This is a genomic window from Mycolicibacterium sp. CBM1 (genome assembly GCF_054073305.1).
Genome location: NZ_JBSXPP010000020.1, coordinates 50,096 through 69,931 on the forward strand (window position 1 = coordinate 50,096; position 19,836 = coordinate 69,931).

The 19,836-nt window shown below is 63.6% G+C and carries 16 protein-coding genes and 1 pseudogene; 15 read left to right on the top strand and 2 right to left on the bottom strand.

The features are described 5' to 3' along the window. Positions 1-10: 10 nt before the first annotated feature. Positions 11-778, bottom strand: a complete 768-nt coding sequence (locus tag ACXDF8_RS22725) for an endonuclease/exonuclease/phosphatase family protein (RefSeq protein WP_457225536.1) — start codon at positions 776-778, stop codon at positions 11-13. Positions 779-1,110: 332 nt separating this feature from the next. Between ACXDF8_RS22725 and ACXDF8_RS22730 the strand changes: the two genes are divergently transcribed. From ACXDF8_RS22730 to ACXDF8_RS22800, 15 genes and pseudogenes are all read left to right on the top strand, one after another. After that, the gene (locus tag ACXDF8_RS22730) at positions 1,111-2,457 is read left to right on the top strand and encodes an ABC1 kinase family protein (protein ID WP_457225537.1); all 1,347 of its coding nucleotides are present in this window, start codon (positions 1,111-1,113) and stop codon (positions 2,455-2,457) included. 3 nt (positions 2,458-2,460) lie between these two features. Further along, entirely contained in the window at positions 2,461-3,369 is a 909-nt protein-coding gene (locus tag ACXDF8_RS22735; protein ID WP_457225538.1) for an alpha/beta fold hydrolase, read from the top strand. Positions 3,370-3,511: 142 nt separating this feature from the next. Further along, a pseudogene (locus ACXDF8_RS22740) lies at positions 3,512-4,310 on the top strand (class I SAM-dependent methyltransferase). A 136-nt stretch (positions 4,311-4,446) separates the two neighbouring features. Then, on the top strand, positions 4,447-5,352 hold the full coding sequence (locus ACXDF8_RS22745; protein WP_457225539.1) for a cyclopropane mycolic acid synthase family methyltransferase: 906 nt from the start codon (positions 4,447-4,449) through the stop codon (positions 5,350-5,352). A 135-nt stretch (positions 5,353-5,487) separates the two neighbouring features. Beyond that, on the top strand, positions 5,488-6,186 hold the full coding sequence (locus tag ACXDF8_RS22750; protein ID WP_457225540.1) for a YciI family protein: 699 nt from the start codon (positions 5,488-5,490) through the stop codon (positions 6,184-6,186). Further along, the gene (locus tag ACXDF8_RS22755; RefSeq protein ID WP_457225541.1) at positions 6,187-7,398 is read left to right on the top strand and encodes an RNA polymerase sigma factor; all 1,212 of its coding nucleotides are present in this window, start codon (positions 6,187-6,189) and stop codon (positions 7,396-7,398) included. It begins immediately after the preceding gene. A gap of 600 nt (positions 7,399-7,998) precedes the next feature. After that, positions 7,999-8,484, top strand: a complete 486-nt coding sequence (locus ACXDF8_RS22760; protein ID WP_457225542.1) for a hypothetical protein — start codon at positions 7,999-8,001, stop codon at positions 8,482-8,484. Between the two features lie 258 nt (positions 8,485-8,742). Next, positions 8,743-10,455: a DUF4012 domain-containing protein gene (locus tag ACXDF8_RS22765; RefSeq protein WP_457225543.1), complete on the top strand. Its 1,713-nt coding sequence runs from the start codon at positions 8,743-8,745 to the stop codon at positions 10,453-10,455. Between the two features lie 238 nt (positions 10,456-10,693). Continuing rightward, positions 10,694-12,223, top strand: a complete 1,530-nt coding sequence (locus ACXDF8_RS22770; protein WP_457225578.1) for a tyrosine-protein kinase domain-containing protein — start codon at positions 10,694-10,696, stop codon at positions 12,221-12,223. 17 nt (positions 12,224-12,240) lie between these two features. After that, positions 12,241-13,197: a glycosyltransferase family 2 protein gene (locus ACXDF8_RS22775; RefSeq protein ID WP_457225544.1), complete on the top strand. Its 957-nt coding sequence runs from the start codon at positions 12,241-12,243 to the stop codon at positions 13,195-13,197. A gap of 19 nt (positions 13,198-13,216) precedes the next feature. After that, a complete protein-coding gene (locus ACXDF8_RS22780; RefSeq protein ID WP_457225545.1) occupies positions 13,217-13,891 on the top strand; it encodes an acylneuraminate cytidylyltransferase family protein in 675 nt (224 codons plus the stop codon). Continuing rightward, positions 13,888-14,820 (top strand): phosphoglycerate dehydrogenase, encoded by a 933-nt coding sequence (locus tag ACXDF8_RS22785; RefSeq protein ID WP_457225546.1) that lies wholly within the window; start codon positions 13,888-13,890, stop codon positions 14,818-14,820. Before ACXDF8_RS22780 ends, ACXDF8_RS22785 begins: the two co-directional genes overlap by 4 nt. Next, complete coding sequence (locus ACXDF8_RS22790) at positions 14,817-15,542, top strand: SDR family NAD(P)-dependent oxidoreductase (RefSeq protein WP_457225547.1); 726 nt, start codon at positions 14,817-14,819, stop codon at positions 15,540-15,542. The genes ACXDF8_RS22785 and ACXDF8_RS22790 overlap by 4 nt, the downstream gene beginning before the upstream one ends. Before the next feature lie 64 nt (positions 15,543-15,606). Then, the gene (locus ACXDF8_RS22795) at positions 15,607-17,013 is read left to right on the top strand and encodes a lipopolysaccharide biosynthesis protein (protein WP_457225548.1); all 1,407 of its coding nucleotides are present in this window, start codon (positions 15,607-15,609) and stop codon (positions 17,011-17,013) included. Positions 17,014-17,042: 29 nt separating this feature from the next. Next, positions 17,043-18,536, top strand: coding sequence for an O-antigen ligase family protein (locus ACXDF8_RS22800; RefSeq protein WP_457225549.1), 1,494 nt, complete (start codon positions 17,043-17,045; stop codon positions 18,534-18,536). A gap of 35 nt (positions 18,537-18,571) precedes the next feature. Here ACXDF8_RS22800 and ACXDF8_RS22805 read toward each other — a convergent pair whose 3' ends face one another. After that, entirely contained in the window at positions 18,572-19,774 is a 1,203-nt protein-coding gene (locus tag ACXDF8_RS22805) for a hypothetical protein (RefSeq protein WP_457225550.1), read from the bottom strand. Positions 19,775-19,836 lie beyond the last annotated feature (62 nt).

Consider the following 19,836-nt stretch of genomic DNA (forward strand, 5'->3'; position numbering starts at 1 on the left):
CGACCCTCCCCTAGCGGAGCGAGACGTCGATGACGAGCGCGCGATGGTCGGAAATGGGCAGTATCGGCGTGTCACTGTCGGTGGCCACCAAGCCGTCGTGATCAGTGAGGATGTGATCGAGCTGGCGGGCCGGGCAGTGCAGCGGAAACGTCGGCGCCACGGCCAGCGGACGCAGTCCGCTCCGGCGAGTCGGGGCGGGCGGCGTCATGTTCAGGTCGCCCATCAGTACCCGCGGACCGGGCAGTCCGCGCAGGTCTCTGACGAGCCGGGCGAGCTGAATCCGGTTCCAGCCCGGGACGAACGACAGGTGCGTGTTGGCCACCGTCATCAGCCCGAGCGGAGTGTCGAGTTGGGCGACCATGGCCGCGCGGGGTTCCTCGTCGACGATCCCCACCCGATGGGGTCCCGGCAGGTACATCGGGAAGCGCATCCGCAGCCGCGGCAGCCGCAGCACGTGCCAGGAGATCGCCGGGTAGCGCGACAACAGCGCGATGCCATAGCCCGCGGTGCCCGGCTGCTCGCTGCCGGTGGCGGCCAGCCAAGTTGCGCCCGGGGTGCCGGCGATGGCGGCGACGAACCGGTGGGATGTGGCGCCCATCGCCGCGGCGGCGATGGCGGTGAGATCGGCCAGCGACGAACGCGGCTGGTCGCAGTCGACCTCCTGTAACGCCAGCACGTCGGGGTCAAGTCGCTTGATGCACGTCGAGAGCCGCTCCAGGTTCACTTGACCGTCGTCCAGGCTGCGTCCGTGCAAGATGTTGAAGGTCGCCATCCGCATGGGTACCAAGTACCCGTACTCGCCCGAAATGATGACCTCCGGCCGTGCCCCGCTGTGCTCCTGGTGCGCACCGGCCGGCCGGGCATCACCGCCTGACTGCGGCGCGAAGCGGAGCCGGGTACAGCACGAGTTGAGCGGCGTCGTCTCTCGGCGAGAATTATTGCGCGAGAAATTCTTCGGTGAACCGATAGCGAACGCACGCAACATGCCGGTACGGCGGGGCGGTGATGGCGCGCCGCACGTAGGCCCCGCGTCGGGTGCCGCACCGGCTGCATACCCCATGACCACCTTAAATTGGCCCTTCCACATGCGGGTTTGGCACACTGGCAAGAATGAGTTCGACCAAACACCGCGAAGTAGCCAAGCTCGATCGCGTTCCGTTGCCGGTCGAGGCGGCCCGCATCGGTGTGACGGGATGGCAGCTCACCCGCACCGGTGCCCGCGTGCTCACGACCCTGCCGGGCCGGGGCCGTTGGCAGCAGAAAGTCGTCAAGCAGATTCCACAGGCCTTCGCCGACCTGGGCCCCACGTACGTCAAATTCGGCCAAATCATCGCGTCCAGCCCGGGCGCGTTCGGGGAGTCGTTGAGCCGGGAGTTCCGCGGCCTGCTCGACTCGGTGCCACCGGCCGACACCGACGAGGTGCACCAGCTCTTGAAGCAGGAGCTCGGCGGCGACCCGGCTGACCTGTTCGCCAGCTTCGACGAGCAGCCGTTCGCATCGGCGTCCATCGCCCAGGTGCACTTCGCCACCCTGCACAACGGCGAAGAGGTCGTCGTCAAGATCCAGCGCCCCGGCATTCGCCGTCGGGTCGCCGCCGATCTGCAGATCTTGAAGCGGTTCGCGCAGCTCGTCGAGTTCGCGAAGCTGGGCCGGCGCCTCTCGGCGCAGGACGTGGTGGCCGATTTCGCGGACAACCTCGCCGAAGAGCTGGACTTCCGCCTCGAGGCACAGTCGATGGAAGCCTGGGTATCGGGTCTGCACGGCTCGCCGCTGGGCCGCAACATCCGGGTGCCGCGGGTGCACTGGGAGTTCACCAGCGAGCGGGTGTTGACGATGGAACGGGTGCAGGGCGTCCGCATCGACGACGTCAAGCAGATCCGCAGCAAGGGGTTCGATGGGACCGAACTGGTCAAGGCCCTGCTGTTCTCCACCTTCGAGGGTGGGCTACGCCATGGCCTGTTCCACGGTGACCTGCACGCGGGCAACCTGCTGGTCGACGACGACGGCCGGATCGTGTTCCTCGACTTCGGCATCATGGGCCGCATCGATCCCCGCACCCGCTGGCTGCTGCGCGAGCTGATTTACGCGCTGCTGGTCAAGAAGGACCATGCGTCCGCAGGCAAGATCGTGGTACTGCTGGGCGCGGTCGGCACCGTCAAGCCGGAGGCGCAGGCCGCCAAGGATCTCCAGGCCTTCGCCGAGCCCCTGACGCTGAAGACGCTCGGCGACATGTCCTATGCGGACATCGGCAAACAACTATCGACGCTGGCCGAGGCGTACGACGTTAAGCTGCCCCGGGAACTGGTGCTGATCGGCAAGCAGTTCCTCTACGTCGAGCGTTATATGAAACTGCTGGCACCCAGGTGGCAAATGATGAGCGATTCGCAGTTCTCCGGGTATTTCGCCAACTTCATGGTCGAGGTCAGCCGCGAGCACCAGAGCGACGTCGAGGTCTAGGCGATGGAGATTCGAACCGGCACCGCACGCATCAATGACGAGCTGGAGATCTACTACGAGGATCTCGGCAATCCCGGTGACCCGCCGGTACTGCTCGTGATGGGTTTGGGCGCTCAACTCCTGTTGTGGCGCAACGAATTCTGCGAGAAGCTCATCGCCCAGGGCCACCGGGTGATCCGGTACGACAACCGCGATGTCGGGTTGTCGTCGAAGCTGCACGGCCGCCGTGCCGGCGGCGCCCTGGTGCCGAACCTGGTGCGGTCCTTCCTCGGCCTGCCCAGCCCGTCGGTCTACAAGCTCGAAGACATGGCCGACGACGCCGCCGCCCTGCTGGACCATCTCGAAATCGACCGGGCGCACGTGGTCGGTGCGTCGATGGGTGGGATGATCGCCCAGATCTTCGCGGCCCGCCACAGCCACCGGACCAACGCATTGGGGATTATCTTCTCCTCCAACAACTCTGCGTTCCTGCCGCCGCCGGCGCCGCGCGCGTTGTTGTCGTTGATTACCGGTCCGTCGCCGGACTCCCCGCGTGAGGTGATCATCGAGAACGCGGTACGCGTGGGAAAGATCATCGGCAGTCCGGGCTACCCGGTCTCCGAGGAGCGGGCCCGCGCCGATGCCATCGAGGCCTACGAACGGGCCCACTATCCGCAGGGCATCGCCCGGCACTTCGGGGCGGTCCTGGGCAGCGGGAGCCTCAAGCACTACGACCGTCAGATCAGCGCACCGACCGTCGTCATCCACGGTCGCGCCGACACGCTCATGCGCCCGTCGGGCGGGCGGTCCATTGCGACGACGATTCCCAATGCCCGACTGGTGCTGTTCGACGGCATGGCGCACGACCTTCCCGAGGCCCTGTGGGACGACATCGTGGGTGAGCTGAAGACCACATTCTCCGAGGTCAAATAGCAAATTTCGGTTCGCCACGGAGTCCTGGGCTCACAGTCGGACCCGCTAGCATCGCTGTTGCAAACTGCGGTGATCGCTTCATCCCGTCGGGGGGGATACGTGGTTGCTGCCTGCAGCATTCGATTGCGAAAGGCACAGAGTCATGGCCAAAAGGCTCCAACCTCACTTCGAGGACGTGCAGGCTCACTACGACCTGTCCGATGACTTCTTCCGGCTCTTCCTCGACCCGACCCAGACCTACAGTTGCGCCTACTTCGAGCGCGAGGACATGCCCCTCGAAGAGGCCCAGTTGGCGAAGATCGATTTCGCCCTGGGCAAACTGGGCCTGCAGCCCGGTATGACCCTGCTGGATGTCGGGTGCGGGTGGGGCGCGACGATGCTACGCGCCGTCGAGCGCTACGACGTCAACGTCATCGGCCTGACCTTGTCGAAGAACCAGCGCGACTACGTCGAGCAGATCTTCGCCGAGTCGGACAGCCCGCGAGACAAGCGAATCGAGCTGATGGGCTGGGCGGAGTTCGACCAACCGGTCGATCGCATCGTATCGATCGGCGCGTTCGAGCACTTCGGCCTCGACCGCTACGGCGACTTCTTCTCGATGGCCTACCGGACGTTGCCCGACGACGGGGTGATGCTGCTGCAGACCATCACGTCCCTGACGTTCCAGCAGATGGCCGACAAGAAGATCCCACTGACGTTCGAGGCGGGCCGGTTTCACCCGCACCCGAGTGCAGTCCCTGCAGCCGCACTACGCGCGCACGCTGGACTGCTGGGCGGCGGCATTGGAGGCCAACCGGAACAGGGCGATCGACGTGCAGTCCGAGGAGGTGTACGAGCGGTACATGAAGTACCTGACCGGCTGCGCGAACGGCTTTCGGGTTGGCTATATCGACGTCGATCAGTTCACGCTGGAGAAGCAACCGGAGAACACATCCCGTTAACGCACACTTAGGCGGCTGTTCGAGTGGGGCTGGACGGTATGGTGCAGATCACATGACGCATACTTGCGCGCAAGCAGTCACCACTCGCGGGGCCGTGGTGCAGTGAGTCAAGAAGAATCAGGAAGGCGTATCTCTCATGCCCGAGGCAACTGAAACCAAGGACATGCGGCCCCATTTCGAGGAAATACAAGCGCATTACGACCTCTCGGACGACTTCTTCGGCGTGTTCCAAGACCCGACGCGCAAGTACAGCTGTGCGTACTACACGGGACCGAACGTCAGCCTGTCGGAAGCCCAGATCGCGAATGTCGACCAGCACCTCGATCGATTGAACCTCAAGCCAGGGATGACCCTGCTCGAGGTGGGCTGCGGTTGGGGTCTGACGCTGCGGCGCGCAATGGAGAAGTACGACGTCAACGTCATCGGTCTGACGCTGTCGAAGAACCAGAAGGCGTACTGCGAGCAATTGCTGGCCAAGGTCGACAGCAACCGGTCCTTCGAAGTCCGGCTGGAAGGCTGGGAGCAGTTCCATTCACCCGTCGACCGGATCGTGTCGATCGAGGCCATCGAACACTTCGGTTTCGAGCGTTTCGACGACTTCTTCGAGACGTGCTTCGCCCTCCTGCCCGACGATGGCCGGATGACCGTCCAGAGCAGCTGCGGCTACCATCCTGATGACCTGCAGGCCCGTGGCAAGAAGCTGACATTCGAGTTAGCCCGCTTCGCCAAGTTCATGGCCGAGGTGATCTTTCCCGGTGGTCGTATCCCCAGCACCAAGATGCTGGTCGAGCACGGCGAGAAGGCGGGGTTCGTCGTGCCCGAGCCGCTTTCGCTGCGCAACCACTACATCAAGACCCTCGGAATCTGGGCGGCTCGGCTGGAGCAGCACAAGGACGAGGCCGTCGCGGCGGCCGGGGTCGAGAGCTACGACCACTACATGCGGTATCTGACCGGCTGCCAGTACTACTACCTCGATGAGGCCCTCGACGTGAGCCTGGTGACCTACCTGAAGCCCGGGGCAGTCGCCCAACTCGCGACCTGACAGAGAGTCTCCCAACACGCCCCGGCGTGTCGGGAGACTCTCTGTCTGCTGCCTGTCGGATTCGCGCGGCGCCGTTCGTCGGTCAGGTAGAGAGTGGAACACCAGGGTTCCGCTCCAGCCCCGGAGGACGTGACGATGTACTACCTCGCACTGCTACAGACCCCCGAACGAGACCTGACCCCGGCCGAACACGAGTCCGAGAGCCAGGCCTACCGCAGCTTCCACAAACAGGCGGCAGCCGCAATCCGCAATGGCGACGCGCTCGCCCCGGTCGCCGAGGCGGCGCGCATCAGTGGCGGACCGGAAGCACCGCTGATCACCGACGGACCGTTCGCCGAGGGTGCCGAGGTCACCGGTGGGTTCTACGTGTTCGAGGCCGACAACCTCGACGACGCACTCAAGCTGGCCGAGCAGGTGCCTGCCGCGGGCTACGGCGCGGTGGAGGTGTGGCCGTTGGTGCACTGGAATGAGCCGGCCGGACCCACCACCGGCGACGACTGGCTGGCGCTGCTGCTGGAACCCGCGGATCAAGTCACCGCCCCCGGCTCCCCGGAATGGGAACAGGGGGCTGCGCGACATCTGGAGTTCGGCGCCGCTGCCGGCGCACACATCCTCGGCGGTGCACCGCTGCACCTGCCGTCGACGGCAACGACAGTGCGAGTACGTGACGGCGAAGTGCTGTTGACCGACGGTCCGTTCTCCGAGGCAGCGGAGGTAGCCAACGGCTTCTACCTGCTGTCGGCCCGCGATCGTGAGGACGCCACCAAGGTGGCCTCGATGATCCCCGCGTCGGTGGTTCATCTGCGCCGGCTCGCGGGTGTGTCCGGTCTGTAAATGGGTGCACTGGACGGCGTCTTCCGGCGCGAGTGGGGTCCCACCGTCGCGGCGCTCGCGCGCTGGTCGGGTGATCTCGGTGTCGCCGAGGACGCCGTCCAGGAGGCCTGCGCCGAAGCCGTCCTGCGCTGGTCGGCCGACGGGCTGCCCGACAATCCGGGGGCATGGCTGACGGCCGTGGCCCGCAACCGGGCGCTGGACCGGCTGCGACGCGAATCGGCCAGGTCGGGAAAGGAATTCGCCGCGCAGATAATCGCCCCGTCTGACGTCGGCGAGGTGCCGCACCGAGTCCGCGACGACGAACTTCGGATGATGTTCACCTGCGCGCATCCGGCCCTGGAACGGGGCGCGCAGCTGGCATTGACGCTGCGGTTGGTCTCTGGTCTGACCGTGCCGGAGATCAGCCGGGCCCTGCTGCTCAGCGAGGCCGCCGTCGCCCAGCGGATCACCAGGGCCAAGCAGAAGATCCGCCACGCGAACATCCCGCTGCGAGTGCCTCCTCCGGAACTGCTGGCCGAGCGGACTCCGCACGTACAGGCGTGCATCTACTCGGTGTTCACCGAGGGGTACTGGTCGACGGCCGGACCGTCGGCGATCCGCGACGAGCTGTGCGACGAGGGCGTGCGCCTGGCGGGCGCCCTGTGTTCGGAGATGCCCACTACCCTCGACGCTCACGCACTGTATGCGCTTGTGCTGCTGCATGATTCGCGACGACGAACACGACTCGACGCGACCGGGGCGCTGGTCGGGCTGGAGGAACAGGATCGCCACCGGTGGGACCGCGGCCGAATCGCGCGCGGGCTGGACGCGCTGCGACACGCCGCGGGTTCGACCGGGCCGTATCTGCCCCAGGCGGTGATCGCCGCGGCGCACGCGACGGCGCCGAGTTGGGAAAAGACGAACTGGGAAACAATCTGCCGGGCGTACGACCGGCTGTTGGAGCTGACCGATTCCCCGGTCGTGCGGGCGAACCGGGCTCTGGCCATCGGACTGCGGGATGGCCCAGATCGCGGCCTGGCCGAACTCGACGTCGTCGCTCACGATCCGCGGCTGAACCGGTCGAACCTGGTGGCCACGGTGCGCGCCGACCTGTTGCGCCGCGCCGGTCGAAATGCTCAGGCGGTCTCTTGGTATCGCAGGGCTATGGAACTGAACGGCTCTGAGCCAAGCCGGGCATTTCTGCGTCGGCGAATCACCGAATGCGGCGGTTGAGTGCGGGCCAGTGGCGGCCTGCGGCCGCCGGTCGCCTCGCCGATCCCCGAGGGCACCCATGGCGCGGACGTGCGGCCGGACACCGCTGATGCTCGCTTACCCACTGTCCGACCGGCTGGCGTATGCGGCTGCCGCCGAGGAGGCCACCGGAGTTCTGTTCGACCTTCTTCGCCTTGGCCGCCCAGCGCTGGCAACGAATTGTCGCTGCTCATCGGCTGACCGGACGAGGCCCAAGGCCCGCTGCCAGCAGTGATCCGCTTCCACGGCGGCACAATGGGCGGTGACCTGTTGTTTCCGGTCGTGATGCCGTAGGTATTCGGGGCCGCGGTCCGCGATGTCGGCTGGTTCGCGTGGTCGCCGGGACGGTGGGGCGCGGCGAAGGTTGTCGCGGTAACGCCGTCCACAGCAAATTCGCGACAAACGACTCAGGGTGACTACCGTTTCGTTACCGCCGCGTTTCCTTCGCATGCGCAACAAAAAGCCAGGCCGCGGGGTGTTTTTGGTGTTGACAAGCACTTGGGGCTGTGGGACTCTTATCACAATTCTCAGGCAGTGCCCAGGAACCGTTAGGCTCCGAAGCACGAACTAATAGGGGGTAAAGTGACCGCAGGAATCGCGCCGACCAGACTTTCGATGATGTCCACCAAGTTCCAGGTGGGCACTGCAGCGGTCGCGGTCGCGGCTGCGGCCAGCCTCACACCGGTGATCGCCCACGCGGCACCGAGCATCGCTTCCTTCACCGAGGGCCTCGGCAACTCTGCCGAGCAGCTGCTCCAGCCGGTCGTCGTGTCGGCTGCTGCCAGCGCGACGCCGGTCTGCACAACCTCTGACATCCCCTGCGTTCTGGCGCAGACACTGCAGGGCGTCGGCCAGGGGCTGACTTCCGTAGTCGTCGGTTTCGTCACCGTCGGCGGATCGGTCGTCTACGCCACCCTGGCCATCACGGGTGGTGTCATCAAGGCGGTGGGCGACGCACTTCCCGGGCCGATCGGTGACGCCATCTCGGCGGCCGGACAGGCCTTCATCACCGGTGCCGACAACGTCGCCAGAGTCATCCACATCGGGCCCTACTCGACGGCCTCCTAAGCCGCGATCTTCTGAGACGACTCGTCGGTTGTTGTCATCCAACAGCTGGCGGGTCGTTTCTTTTGCCCAGTCGTTGTCGCTGCCCTTGCCGCGCAGCCAGCAACCGAGTACGGGGATACCGACTAAGTGAGATTTTTTCCACGCCGGCAGTCGAATGATGACTTCGACGACGATGGTCTAGACGACCAAGACAACGAGTGGGACACCCCCTGGTACAGGCGACGCAGCGTCGCTTGGACCGCTATTGCGTTGCTCGTAATGGTCGTCGTCTTCGGCGGTTGGCTTGGCTGGCGCGCGCAAACGGCAAAGACGAACCTTGAGCAGGCGCGCACCAGTGCCCAGCAGGCCAAAGATGCCTTACTGCAAGGCAAGACCGCCGACGCCTCGCGTTTCGCGGCGACGGCCCAGTCTCATGCGCAGGCCGCTCGCGACGCCACGCATTCACTACCCTGGAATATCGCATCCGTCGTTCCTTGGGTGGGAAGCCCCTTCAAGACGGGTCAACAGATCTCAAACGTCGTGCTCGGACTAACCGCAGACGTGCTGAAGCCGACCGCAGAGGCTGGCACTAGCGTCGCGCCGAATCAGCTACTCGCCAACGGCAGGCTCGATGTGGCGGCGCTGCGCAAGGAAGAACCGGCGCTAAGCAAGATCGCGTCCGACGCTGCACGCCTCAACGCCGAAGCGAAAGCGATTCCGGATCCTGGGTATCTCACCTCGCTGGGTGATGCCCGGGCCCAACTGCAAGCGCAGACGTCCGATATTGCCCAGCTGATGGGCAACACGGCGCTCGCGGCCAGGTTGGCGCCATCGCTGATGGGTGCAGACGGTCCGCGCACCTACTTTATGGGCTTCCAGACCAACGCCGAAGCCCGCGGCACCGGCGGGCTGCTCGGTGGATTCGGCATTCTGCGGTTCGACAACGGTAAGCCGAGTGTGGACACGCTCGGGCCAAACACCGAACTCGACAAGAAGTTCACGCCGATCAGCCTCGGTCCGGAATTCGACGACCAGTACGGCTTCACCAATCCCACCACTGATTTCCGCAACAGCAATCAGAGTCCGCACTTCCCCTATGCGGCGCAGATCTGGAAGTCGCTGTGGGCACAGCAGACCGGCATGAATGTCGACGGAGCGATCGCGATCGACCCGATCGCGTTGAGCTACATCCTCGGAGCCACCGGCCCGGTCGTGATGCCCGACGGCGAGACGGTCACGGAGAAGAACGTCGTCGAGCTCACCGAATCGACTCTGTACATCCGCTTTCCCACCGATCAAGTGGCCCGCAAGCGCTATCTGCAGGACATCGCCACCGAGGTGGTCAAGAAGATCACCAAGCCGGTGGAGTCGCCACGCAAGCTGCTCGACGCGTTGGGCAGAGCGGTAAGCGAGCGGCGAATCTCGGTGTGGAGCACCTCGCCCGAAGACCAAAAGCTTCTGGAGCAGACGCCGCTGGCCCATGTTGTTCCCGACGATCCGGCACCGTACGCCGAGGTGATCGTCAACAACCTGGGCGGCAACAAGATCGACTACTACCTGGACCGCCAGATCGAGTACGTCGCCGACGGTTGTGACGGTGATACGCGCATGTCGACGGTCACGGTTCGGTTGACCAATACCCTGACCGATCCGGGCCCGTTGCCCGACTACGTCGCGGGGCGATTGGGGTTCTTCCCGAACCTCCTCTCCGATACCCCTAGAGGCACGATGATCACGTCGGTCCGTCTAATCGCCACCAAGGACGCGAAGGTGATCAGCGTTGTGTCCAACGGACAGCGGACCCGAGTATTCCAAGCCGCGGAGCGCGGCCATCCGAGCTGGGAAGCGCAGGTGGCCATACCACCGGGCCAGACGGCTGAATTGACCTTCCGGCTCTCCGAGCCGACGGCCCCAGGCAAGGCACGAGTTCCGATTCAGCCGCTGATCGGAAACGTCACTCCGAAGATTTCGGTGCCCGAGTGCACTCGTTGAACCGCACACATCGCGGTCAGGCTCCCGAAGGCAACCGTTCCTGCCGTCAGACCGTCGCGACAGCTCATGCGTTGATAGGCTGCAGCCCTGACAACGAGGTCGACCAGGCTGAGTTCTTGCACCGCGCGCGACAACTGCGGCCGGCGGAGACGTCGGCCCGGGCAAGTCTGCTTCCGGGGGGCCGCAGCGGCTGGCAGCGGGGTCGTAGCCGGTTGATGTCGGTGCCAAGGGGGTCATGGTGAATCTTCAAGACTTTGTGAGACTGCTTCGCACCCGGTGGATCACCGTGTGCGCCACCATGCTCGTGACTGTCTTGGGTGCCCTGGCTTACACATTGGTGACCACGCCGCAGTACCAGGCCTCGACCAGACTGTTCGTCTCCACGAACTCGGGCTCGTCACTGAGTGACCTCTACCAGGGCAACCGGCTTTCCCAGGAACGCGTGCTCTCCTACACCGAATTGCTCATGGGCGAGACCTTGGCGCAGCGCACGATCGACAAGCTCGACCTCGACATGTCCGCAGAACAGCTGAAAGAAAAGGTCAAGGCGACGGCCAAGCCCGACACCGTCCTCATTGACGTCGCGGTGCTCGATCCCTCGCCGGTGCGAGCACGCGATATCGCGAATGCGCTGTCTGACGAGTTCGTCGTGCTGGTCGGCGAGCTGGAGACGCCCCCCAAGCCCGGGGTTCAGCCGGACGCACGCGTCGTCGTCGAACAGCGTGCGTCGATCCCGAAGGCCCCGGTGGTCCCGAATCGGCGCCGCAACATCGCGCTGGGCCTGGCGGCGGGACTGATGCTCGGAGTGGGGTTGGCGATATTGCGCGACCGGCTGGACAACACCGTCAAGGATCGGGAGAACCTCGAAGAGATCACCGGTGTGGGCGTGGTCGGCAGCATTCCGCTGGATAAGGATCGCCGCAAGGAACCGGCCATCTCATTCGAGAACGACAACTCGAGCATCGCTGAGGCGTTCCGCAAGCTACGGACAAACCTGCAGTTCCTGGCCGTGGACAACCCGCCTCGCGTCATCCTGGTCACGAGCTCGGCCCCCAACGAAGGCAAATCCACCACGGCGATCAACATCGCGTTGGCTCTGGCGGAGGCCGAGCACAATGTCGTACTGGTTGACGGCGACATGCGCAGGCCCTCCGTCGACAGATACCTCGGCTTGGTGGGAACCGTAGGTTTCAGCACGGTGCTCAGCGGCGGAGCCGCCCTCTCCGAGGTCCTGCAGCCCACGAAGTTCTCGCGGTTGACCGCACTCACCTCCGGTGCCACGCCGCCGAACCCCAGCGAGCTCCTCGGATCGTTGGCCGCCAAGAACGTGCTCGCCGAGCTGCGTCAGAAATTCGACTACGTCATCGTAGATTCATCTCCGCTGCTCGCGGTCACCGACGGCGCGATTCTGGCAGCCAACGCCGACGGTGCACTCGTCATGGCGCGATTCGGGCACACCAAGCGCGAGCTCCTTGCTCACGCGATCGGAAGCCTGCGCGACGTGGGGGCCACGGTGCTGGGCGCGGTGTTCACCATGGCTCCCGCCCGCGGTGGATCCAGTTACAGCTACAACTACGGCTACTACGGCGAAGACCGGCGTGAGGCGGTCAGTGATCCCGAGGCCGGGGCTACCTCCCCTGCCATGGATGTAGGCGCCGAGGTGGCCGATCACGGTTCGGTCAATGGCAACGGCGTCGCTGATCCGAAAAGCGTTGGCTCCGTGAGTGTTGCGGAGCCGGCGGGTAGGAAGTCAGAGTCCTCCGACTAACCCAGGGCCATCCACGCATGAGCGAGAGCAAGCCACGCCGGGTATCCGCGGTCATCCGCGCGTACAACGAAAGCAAGCACATCGGACGGTTGCTGAAGGGGTTGGAACAGCAGACCGTCGCACCCGACGAGATCGTCCTCGTCGACTCCGGCTCCACCGACGACACCGTTGCCATCGCCGAGGCTGCCGGTTGCCGGATCGTGCACATCGCCAAGGAGGAATTCTCCTTCGGCCGTGCATTGAACCGCGGTTGCGCCGCGGCCAGCGGTGAAGTCTTGCTGTTCGCGTCGGCCCACGTCTACCCGGTCTACAACACCTACGTCGAGCACATCGTGAAAGCGTTCGATCGGCGCGGTGTCGCGATCGCCTACGGCCGTCAGGTCGGTGACGAGCGCACGAAGTTCTCCGAATCGCGGGTCATGTTGAAGTGGTTCCCGAACCAGAACATCTGGGATCAGGGACACCCGTTCAGCAACAATGCCAATGCTGCGGTTCTCAAATCGGTCTGGGAAGAGTCGCCCTACGACGAGTCGCTCACCGGCCTGGAAGACCTTGACTTCGCGAAGAAGGCATTGGGTCGCGGTTACAAGATCTCCTACGTCGCCGACGCTCCGGTGGTGCACGTGCACGAAGAGAGCTGGAGCATCATCCGAAACCGTTACCGTCGAGAAGCCATGGCGTATGCCCGCATTATGGAGGGTGCCAAGATGTCCCTTCCTGATGCCGTGGGACTGGCCGTGACGAACATCGCCAGCGACTACAAGGAGGCGGTCAAACTGAATCGGCTGCGCGGCAACGTCTTGAGCATCCCCCAGTTCCGTTTGGCCCAGTTCGTCGGCGCGTGGGAAGGGTTTCGTTCCCCGGACCATGTGTCGGCCCGGCTGCGGGAACGCTTCTACTATCCGGCTGATTCACGGAACGCCGACATCCCGGCGGAGCCAGGGCTGAAAATTCAGTACTCCGAAGACGTCTGACTCAGACCGGTAGGAAGTAATGACCACGACCGTCGCGATCATCCCCATGCGCCACAACAGTGAGCGGGTGCCGGGGAAGAACTACCGCCTACTGGCGGGCATCCCGCTCTATCACCACGTGGTGCGGACGTTGAGCGCTGTCAAGGAGATCGACTCGATCGTGATCGACACTGACAGCGACTTCATCATCGAGGACTGCGCGTCGCACTTTTCGCAAGTACAGGTACTGCTGCGACCTGAGCACCTTCGTGACGGCAACATCGCCATGAACGACGTCCTGCTCAACACGCTGGACCAGATCGATGCCGACACTGTGTTGCAGACGCACTCCACGAACCCGTTCCTCAAAGCGGACACGGTCGCTGCCGCGCTCCGGATGTTCGGTAGCGCGGACAGTGAGTTCGACTCCGTCTTCAGCGTCACCCGTCTGCAGGCTCGACTGTGGGATGCCGACACCCACCCGGTCAACCACGACCCGGCTGTCCTGCTGCGGACCCAGGACCTTGCGCCGCTGTTCATCGAGAATTCCTGTTTCTTCATCTTCACCCCGGAGTTGTTGCGCGAGCGCGGAAATCGCATCGGTAGCAAGCCGCTGATGTTCGAGATGTCGGCTGTGGAGGCGGTCGACATCGACACCGAAGACGACTTCGCGCTGGCATCGGCCATCGCCGAACGCAACCCGGTCACCACGTGAGCACGCCGTTGGTGCTTGTCACCTGCCGACAGATGCAGGTCGAACTTCCTCGCCACCGCGAACGCATCGAGAAGTTGGGTTATGAGGTCGTCGCGCCCGATCTCGGCGGTCGGCAACAGTTCACCGCCGCAGAACTTCTCGAGTACCGCTCCCGGCTGGTGGGCATCATCGCCGGCGACGACGAGCTGAGCCGGGACTTCTTCGCGGGCGCGCCCAACCTCCAGACCGTCATCCGCTGGGGAATCGGCATGGACTCCGTCGATCACGAGGCAGCACGCGAGCACAAGGTGAGCGTGCGCAACACTCCTGGAGTCTTCGGCCAGGAAGTCGCTGACTCGGCCTTCGGTTACATCCTGAACCTCGCCCGCGGCTACATCACGGTGGACAGCGCGGTCCGACGCGGTGAATGGCCCAAATGGGAGGGCATCACGCTGGCCGGCACGCGACTCGGAATCGTCGGGTTCGGAGCGATCGGTCGCGAAATCGCCAAGCGCGGCCACGGTTTCGACATGGATGTGGTTGCCTACGACCCCTTCGTGACGGCGGGACCGGCCGACGTCGCCATCATGGACCTCGACACCGTGTTGCGCACCAGTCGCTTCATCGTCTTGGCCTGTCCGCTGACGCCGGAGACAACTCACCTGATCAACGAAGAACGGTTGGCGCTCGTCCAACCCGACGCGTACCTGGTCAACGTCGCACGAGGCCCGGTCGTCGCCGAAGCTGCCCTGATCAACGCACTCACGACGAACCGCCTTGCCGGGGCAGCACTCGACGTGTTCGAAATTGAGCCGCTACCCATGGACAGCGCACTGCGGTCGCTTCCCAACGTCGTGCTGGGAGCCCACAACGGATCGAACACCCGCCAAGGCGTCGAGCGGGCCAGCGCGACCGCGGTCGATTTCCTTATTGAGGAATTGACACGGTGACCCAGGCCGTCATCATCACCGGCGCCGCGGGCGGAATCGGGGCTGCCCTGTGTGAACGCATGCGCGCCGACGGCTATCTTGCGATCGGCATTGACCGCAACCCCGCCCCGACGGCCGATATCGACCTCCAGCTCGACATGCGCGAGTCGGAAGAGCTTGTGGCGCTGGGACGCCGGCTGTCCTCCGAGTACCAGGTGAAAGCCGTCGTGCACAATGCGGCCGCCCAACCGATCGCACCGGCGGGCGAGACCTCTCTCGACACGTGGGTGGATACCCTACGTGTCAACGTGATCGCCGTCGATGCGTTGATTTCGGGAACCCGCGCCAGCCTGGCCACCAACGACGGCTCAGTGGTCGCTATCAGCAGTGCGCACGCCCGCGCCACCACGGGCGGGGTGACGGCGTACGCCACTACCAAAGCCGCGCTCGAAGGCTGGGTCCGCTCCGCCGCATTGGATCTCGGACCGGAGATCCGTGTCAATGCCGTCGCCCCCGGAGCGATCGACACGGCGAAACTTCGTGAAGGATTCGCCCGATGGGGCGATGAGTCGGCCGAGGAACGCAAGGCGATCCTGCGGCAGCGCACCGCGTTGCGTCGTATCGGCGAGCCGAGCGAAATTGCCGCAGCGGTCTCATTCCTCATCGGGGATGACGCCCGCTTCATCACGGGGACCGTTCTTGTTGTCGACGGCGGAGCGACGGCGCGGTTGGGGTCGGAATGACGCGTCCGAAGTCTGCTCGACTGGCGGGGTATCCGGTCACCGGCCAGTCGCGGATGCCGTAGCCATGGTCAAATTCGGCACGACGGGCCGTGCTGCTGCAACGTACGTCGTGCTCGCGGGTCTGCAACGCGGAATAGGGCTGATGATTCTGCCCTTCGTCACCCACGCCATGTTGCCCGACGAATACGGCGCCGCGTCGATGCTGTCGGCAGCCTCACTGTTGTTGACGGCGATCATCGCCGCCCCGCTCATCCAGTTGATCGTCCGGGCGGCGGCCAGGGGGGAAGACAATGGACCCCCATTGCTTCGGCTCATCGGGACGTATTGCTATGTCATTCTTCCGGTCGGCATCGGTCTCATCGCGGGAGCCTTCGCACTCTTCGTTCCGAGCTTGCTCGGTGTGAGCGGCCGCATCTGGGCTATAGAGCTTCTGGCGATCGGGTTCCAACCGGCCTCCTCGACATTCGCAATGTGGGTGGCCCAAGCACGCGAAGACCTCCGCCGGTTCGTTTGGCTTTCGGCATCGTCTGTTTTCGTCGCAGCGGCTTCGAAGATCGCCCTCGTCGTGGTGTTGAAGTTGGGCGTCCTCGGCTGGGTGGTCACCGACCTACTCGCCGCGGTGTTCTCCGCGGCACTCGCCCTCGCCCTCGTCCGACTGCCGCGGGCACGTGTCACGTCGGATCACGTTCGCTACGCACTCCAGTTCACTTTGCCCCTGGTCCCCCACAGCGCTTCCTTGTGGGCCCTGACATCGCTGAGCCGACCCGTTATGGCTGCTGTGTCAACGCTTGACCAGGTAGGCATGTTGTCGTTCGGGCTGAATCTCGCGATGGTCGCCAGCCTGGTTCTCGCCGAAACGAACCGAGCCGTCCTCCCCCGCTACTCACGCGAGGTTTTTCCGGCGCCGACCACTGAGACTCTTGGGCCGGTGAGGTGGCAGATATTGACCGCTTTCGCGATCCCCGCGCTAGTCGGCTGCGGAGTTGCCGTGGCGGGCCCTTGGCTCTTCGCCCAGGACTACTGGCCCGCGTTCTTTTTGACCGGAATACTGCTGGTCGGCCAAGCCGCCTACGGTCTGTACCTGATTCCGATGAATTACTTGACACAGTCTGCGGGATTGCCGCGATACAGCGCCTTGGCGTCGGGCGGCGGGTCCGCGGTGATTCTGCTGTCCATCCTTGCGTTAGGTCGCAGATTTGGTGCCGTTGGCGTGGCCTACGCAACGTCGATCGGATATCTGACGATGGCGATCGTGGCGATCGTCCTGACTCGCGCACTCACGGTAGATGTGGCATGGCGTTCCTGGGTCCGATACTGGCCCGAGGTCTCTTTGGCCGGCGCTGCACTTGCGTCGAGTGTCGCCGCCCTGGCCTCTGCGGTGCATTCGCCCGCGTCGTGGTTCTTCGCGTTTGCTTCGGTCGTGCTGCTGCTCTCATCGTTGTTCCGCACCACCCGCCGAGAGAGGTTGTGAGGCTTAAACGGCCACGAGGATCACGTCACATGCTGTTACAGTCAGGAATTGCACGAATTCAGGGAAGGGCACCGATGGCAGATCGTTGGGTCACCATCGCATGGCTTCCAATTGCCTTTCTGGCCGGCTTCGCAGTCGCAATCGACAACCGCGCTGGAATTGCCGCGTTGGCGATCGCAGTAATCGCGCTTCTCGTGCGATTTCGCCTTAGGCCTATCAACTTCGCAACTGTTCGCCCCACAAATAGCCTGCGCCCAGACTGGATTCTCGTGCTTGTTCCCACGGTCCTGGCGTTCCGGACGTTCAGCGAAAAATTCACTTTGGCCATGATGGCATTTCTCGTGGCGGCAGCGTTCTTACGCAAATCGGAATTCAAGTATACTTTGCATTTCGGCCCCATGCTCTGCCTACTTGCCGCATCCGCGATTGTTTACTCAAGGCCGGCCAATTACATACCCATCATAATTTTCGCGCTCGTCGTTTTATTGATTTTAAGGGTAGCTTCGACCGTCGATGGTCGCGCGATTGTTTCGTCGTTGATCGATGGATGTGGTCTCTATCTGGTCGCCAATGTGGTGGGTGTAGCGGCCGGCCTGCAGTCACCTGCGGCAGAGATGCGCATCGGCGGCCTCGTCGAGTCGACCGGCTTCGTTCGTACGATCTACCCGTTCACAACGACCCTCAACGCGCCACCGACGATTGCATCAATCTATGTGGTTGCGTTCGCTTTCGTGATCCTGGAACCCGGCCTGCTGCGGCGTATCGGACGATCTACATTTCTCATCGCCGCGTTGATCGTGCTCGCCGGGGCAGGCAGCAGGACACCGATCACCATCTCTGCGATCCTCTCGATCACGGTCATCTGCTTTCCCAAGATCATTAGGTGGCTGGGCCAGGCCACGACCATCTTCGCGGCCGTTTCGGTTTTACTGTTGCCCTGGATAGTCAATGCAATCTACTTTGTCATAGCACCAGCCCTGACATCATTGGCCCGCGGGCGCGTGAGTGACGCGGAATCCATCACCTCCATCGAGGGCCGCGAGATCATATGGCGCCGCTCTCTGGATTATTGGGGAAACTGGGTGAACGACCCGATGTCAATACTGCTCGGCTACGGCGTAAACGGGCAGTATCGCTCTGGAGCATCACTCGGCTATAAAGAATTCATCTCCTCTATTGTCCGCAATCCGGAACTGGCTTCAGTTCACAATTCCTTTCTTCAACAATTATTTGATGGCGGCATCATAGGGTGGCTACTGCTCACCGTTGCGATAGTCTGGGCTTCTACCCGACTGGCCCGTCAGCGCGCATGGGGTACGTGGGCTCTGGCCGGCACCGTCGGCCTGACTGTCTTGACGTTCAGCGGAATGACTGAAGTGTCGGTGTCGCCAGGACCATCGCAGGACACCTTCTGGATCCTGACAATGCTCGTCGGGATCAGCTGCCAGGCTGCAGGCAAGCTTCTGCAATCAAAACCGACCGCCGATGTGCAAAACCAAGGTGACTTATCACCAGCGAGGTGAATCACCTGCTCGCTATCGAGGGGGACCGACCGGCGCTAGCTGGCTCCGTCGTGTCGCTTCTGCAGTGTCGGAGTCCACGACTGGTGCAGCATCCGAAAAGTGAAGCCTCGACCCTCTGCTTCGCTGAGACGTTCATCGAGAAGGTCTCCGTGTACTGAATTCACATACTTGATTTCGTTGCCCGCAGGAATCGAATCCGAGAAGAACGCCGGATGCGCATCTCGGATGGACTGCATGAGTTCGGGGTAACTGTGCCGGTCAGAGTTCGCCCAGAAGCCGGTGTCCTGGGGCGCCCGGCCATCGAAGCCCCACAGCCTCACATCTCTGCTCAGAGTGCACCCGAGCGGTAGTAGCGAATTGTTCAACACGTTTCCCAAATGAGGCAGTTCGAAATTTTCCGTGAGATTTACGCTGATATCCGTGTGCTCCCCGTACGGGATAGGAATGAGCAGCTGTCGGACATCACGGAATTCCGACCGCACGATGACATCAAACTGAGCGGGATAGACGAACAACGTTCGGCCGTTCGATTCTTCGAGCCGACGTAGGGCGTCAGCGCGGAAAGCGCGGGCATGCGCATTGTGGCCGAAATGGTAGATCGCATCACCGGCTGTCAGGAAATGAGGGTTCAGGTGGTTCCACAGATCGACGTCGCGGACGATCGTGTTGCACACGACGACAGTTCCATCGGAGAACGAGCGGTCAGCGGCCAGTTGCAATGACGGGCCAGTGCCGAAGAGATAGACCGGCCGCGAGCCCTCGGCTCGGATCTTCTCGACACGGTCGCTAAAGGTGCGGCGCGCTGCGCTTGCCCACCTTCGACGGGCCCGTCGGCGCGTCAAAGAAACGCCAAGGTCCATGAGATCCCATCCGTCGGTTGGATTTGTCTCGTAGTCGAGATCGACGACCCAATTCAACCGATGGTGCGCGAAGGTTGCGAGTGCCTTGGAGTCAGCGCTCGCGACGGCAGCGCTTCGGACATAGTCTGCCGCGGGTGCCACCGCCACGTGCCGGACGTCGAGGCCGCGATCGAGGTGATCGAGCAAGAACCGGATACGTGCTTCAACTTCGGCACTCTTTGCGGCCGAGGCCCCACCAGTGACGAGTAGGACTTCAGGTCGGCGAAGGGGCACTCGGAGGACGTCTACAGCCTCGTTGAAGCCTCGCCAGAACGCCGACTTCAACCGTCGATCCAACAAGGGAAACCGACTACGCGCAGAACTGGTGGCGGAAGCCATCCAGCGTCACCCCCAAGGCCAGCAGCAGACCGTGATCTGCACGTCCGATAGAGCCTGATCCA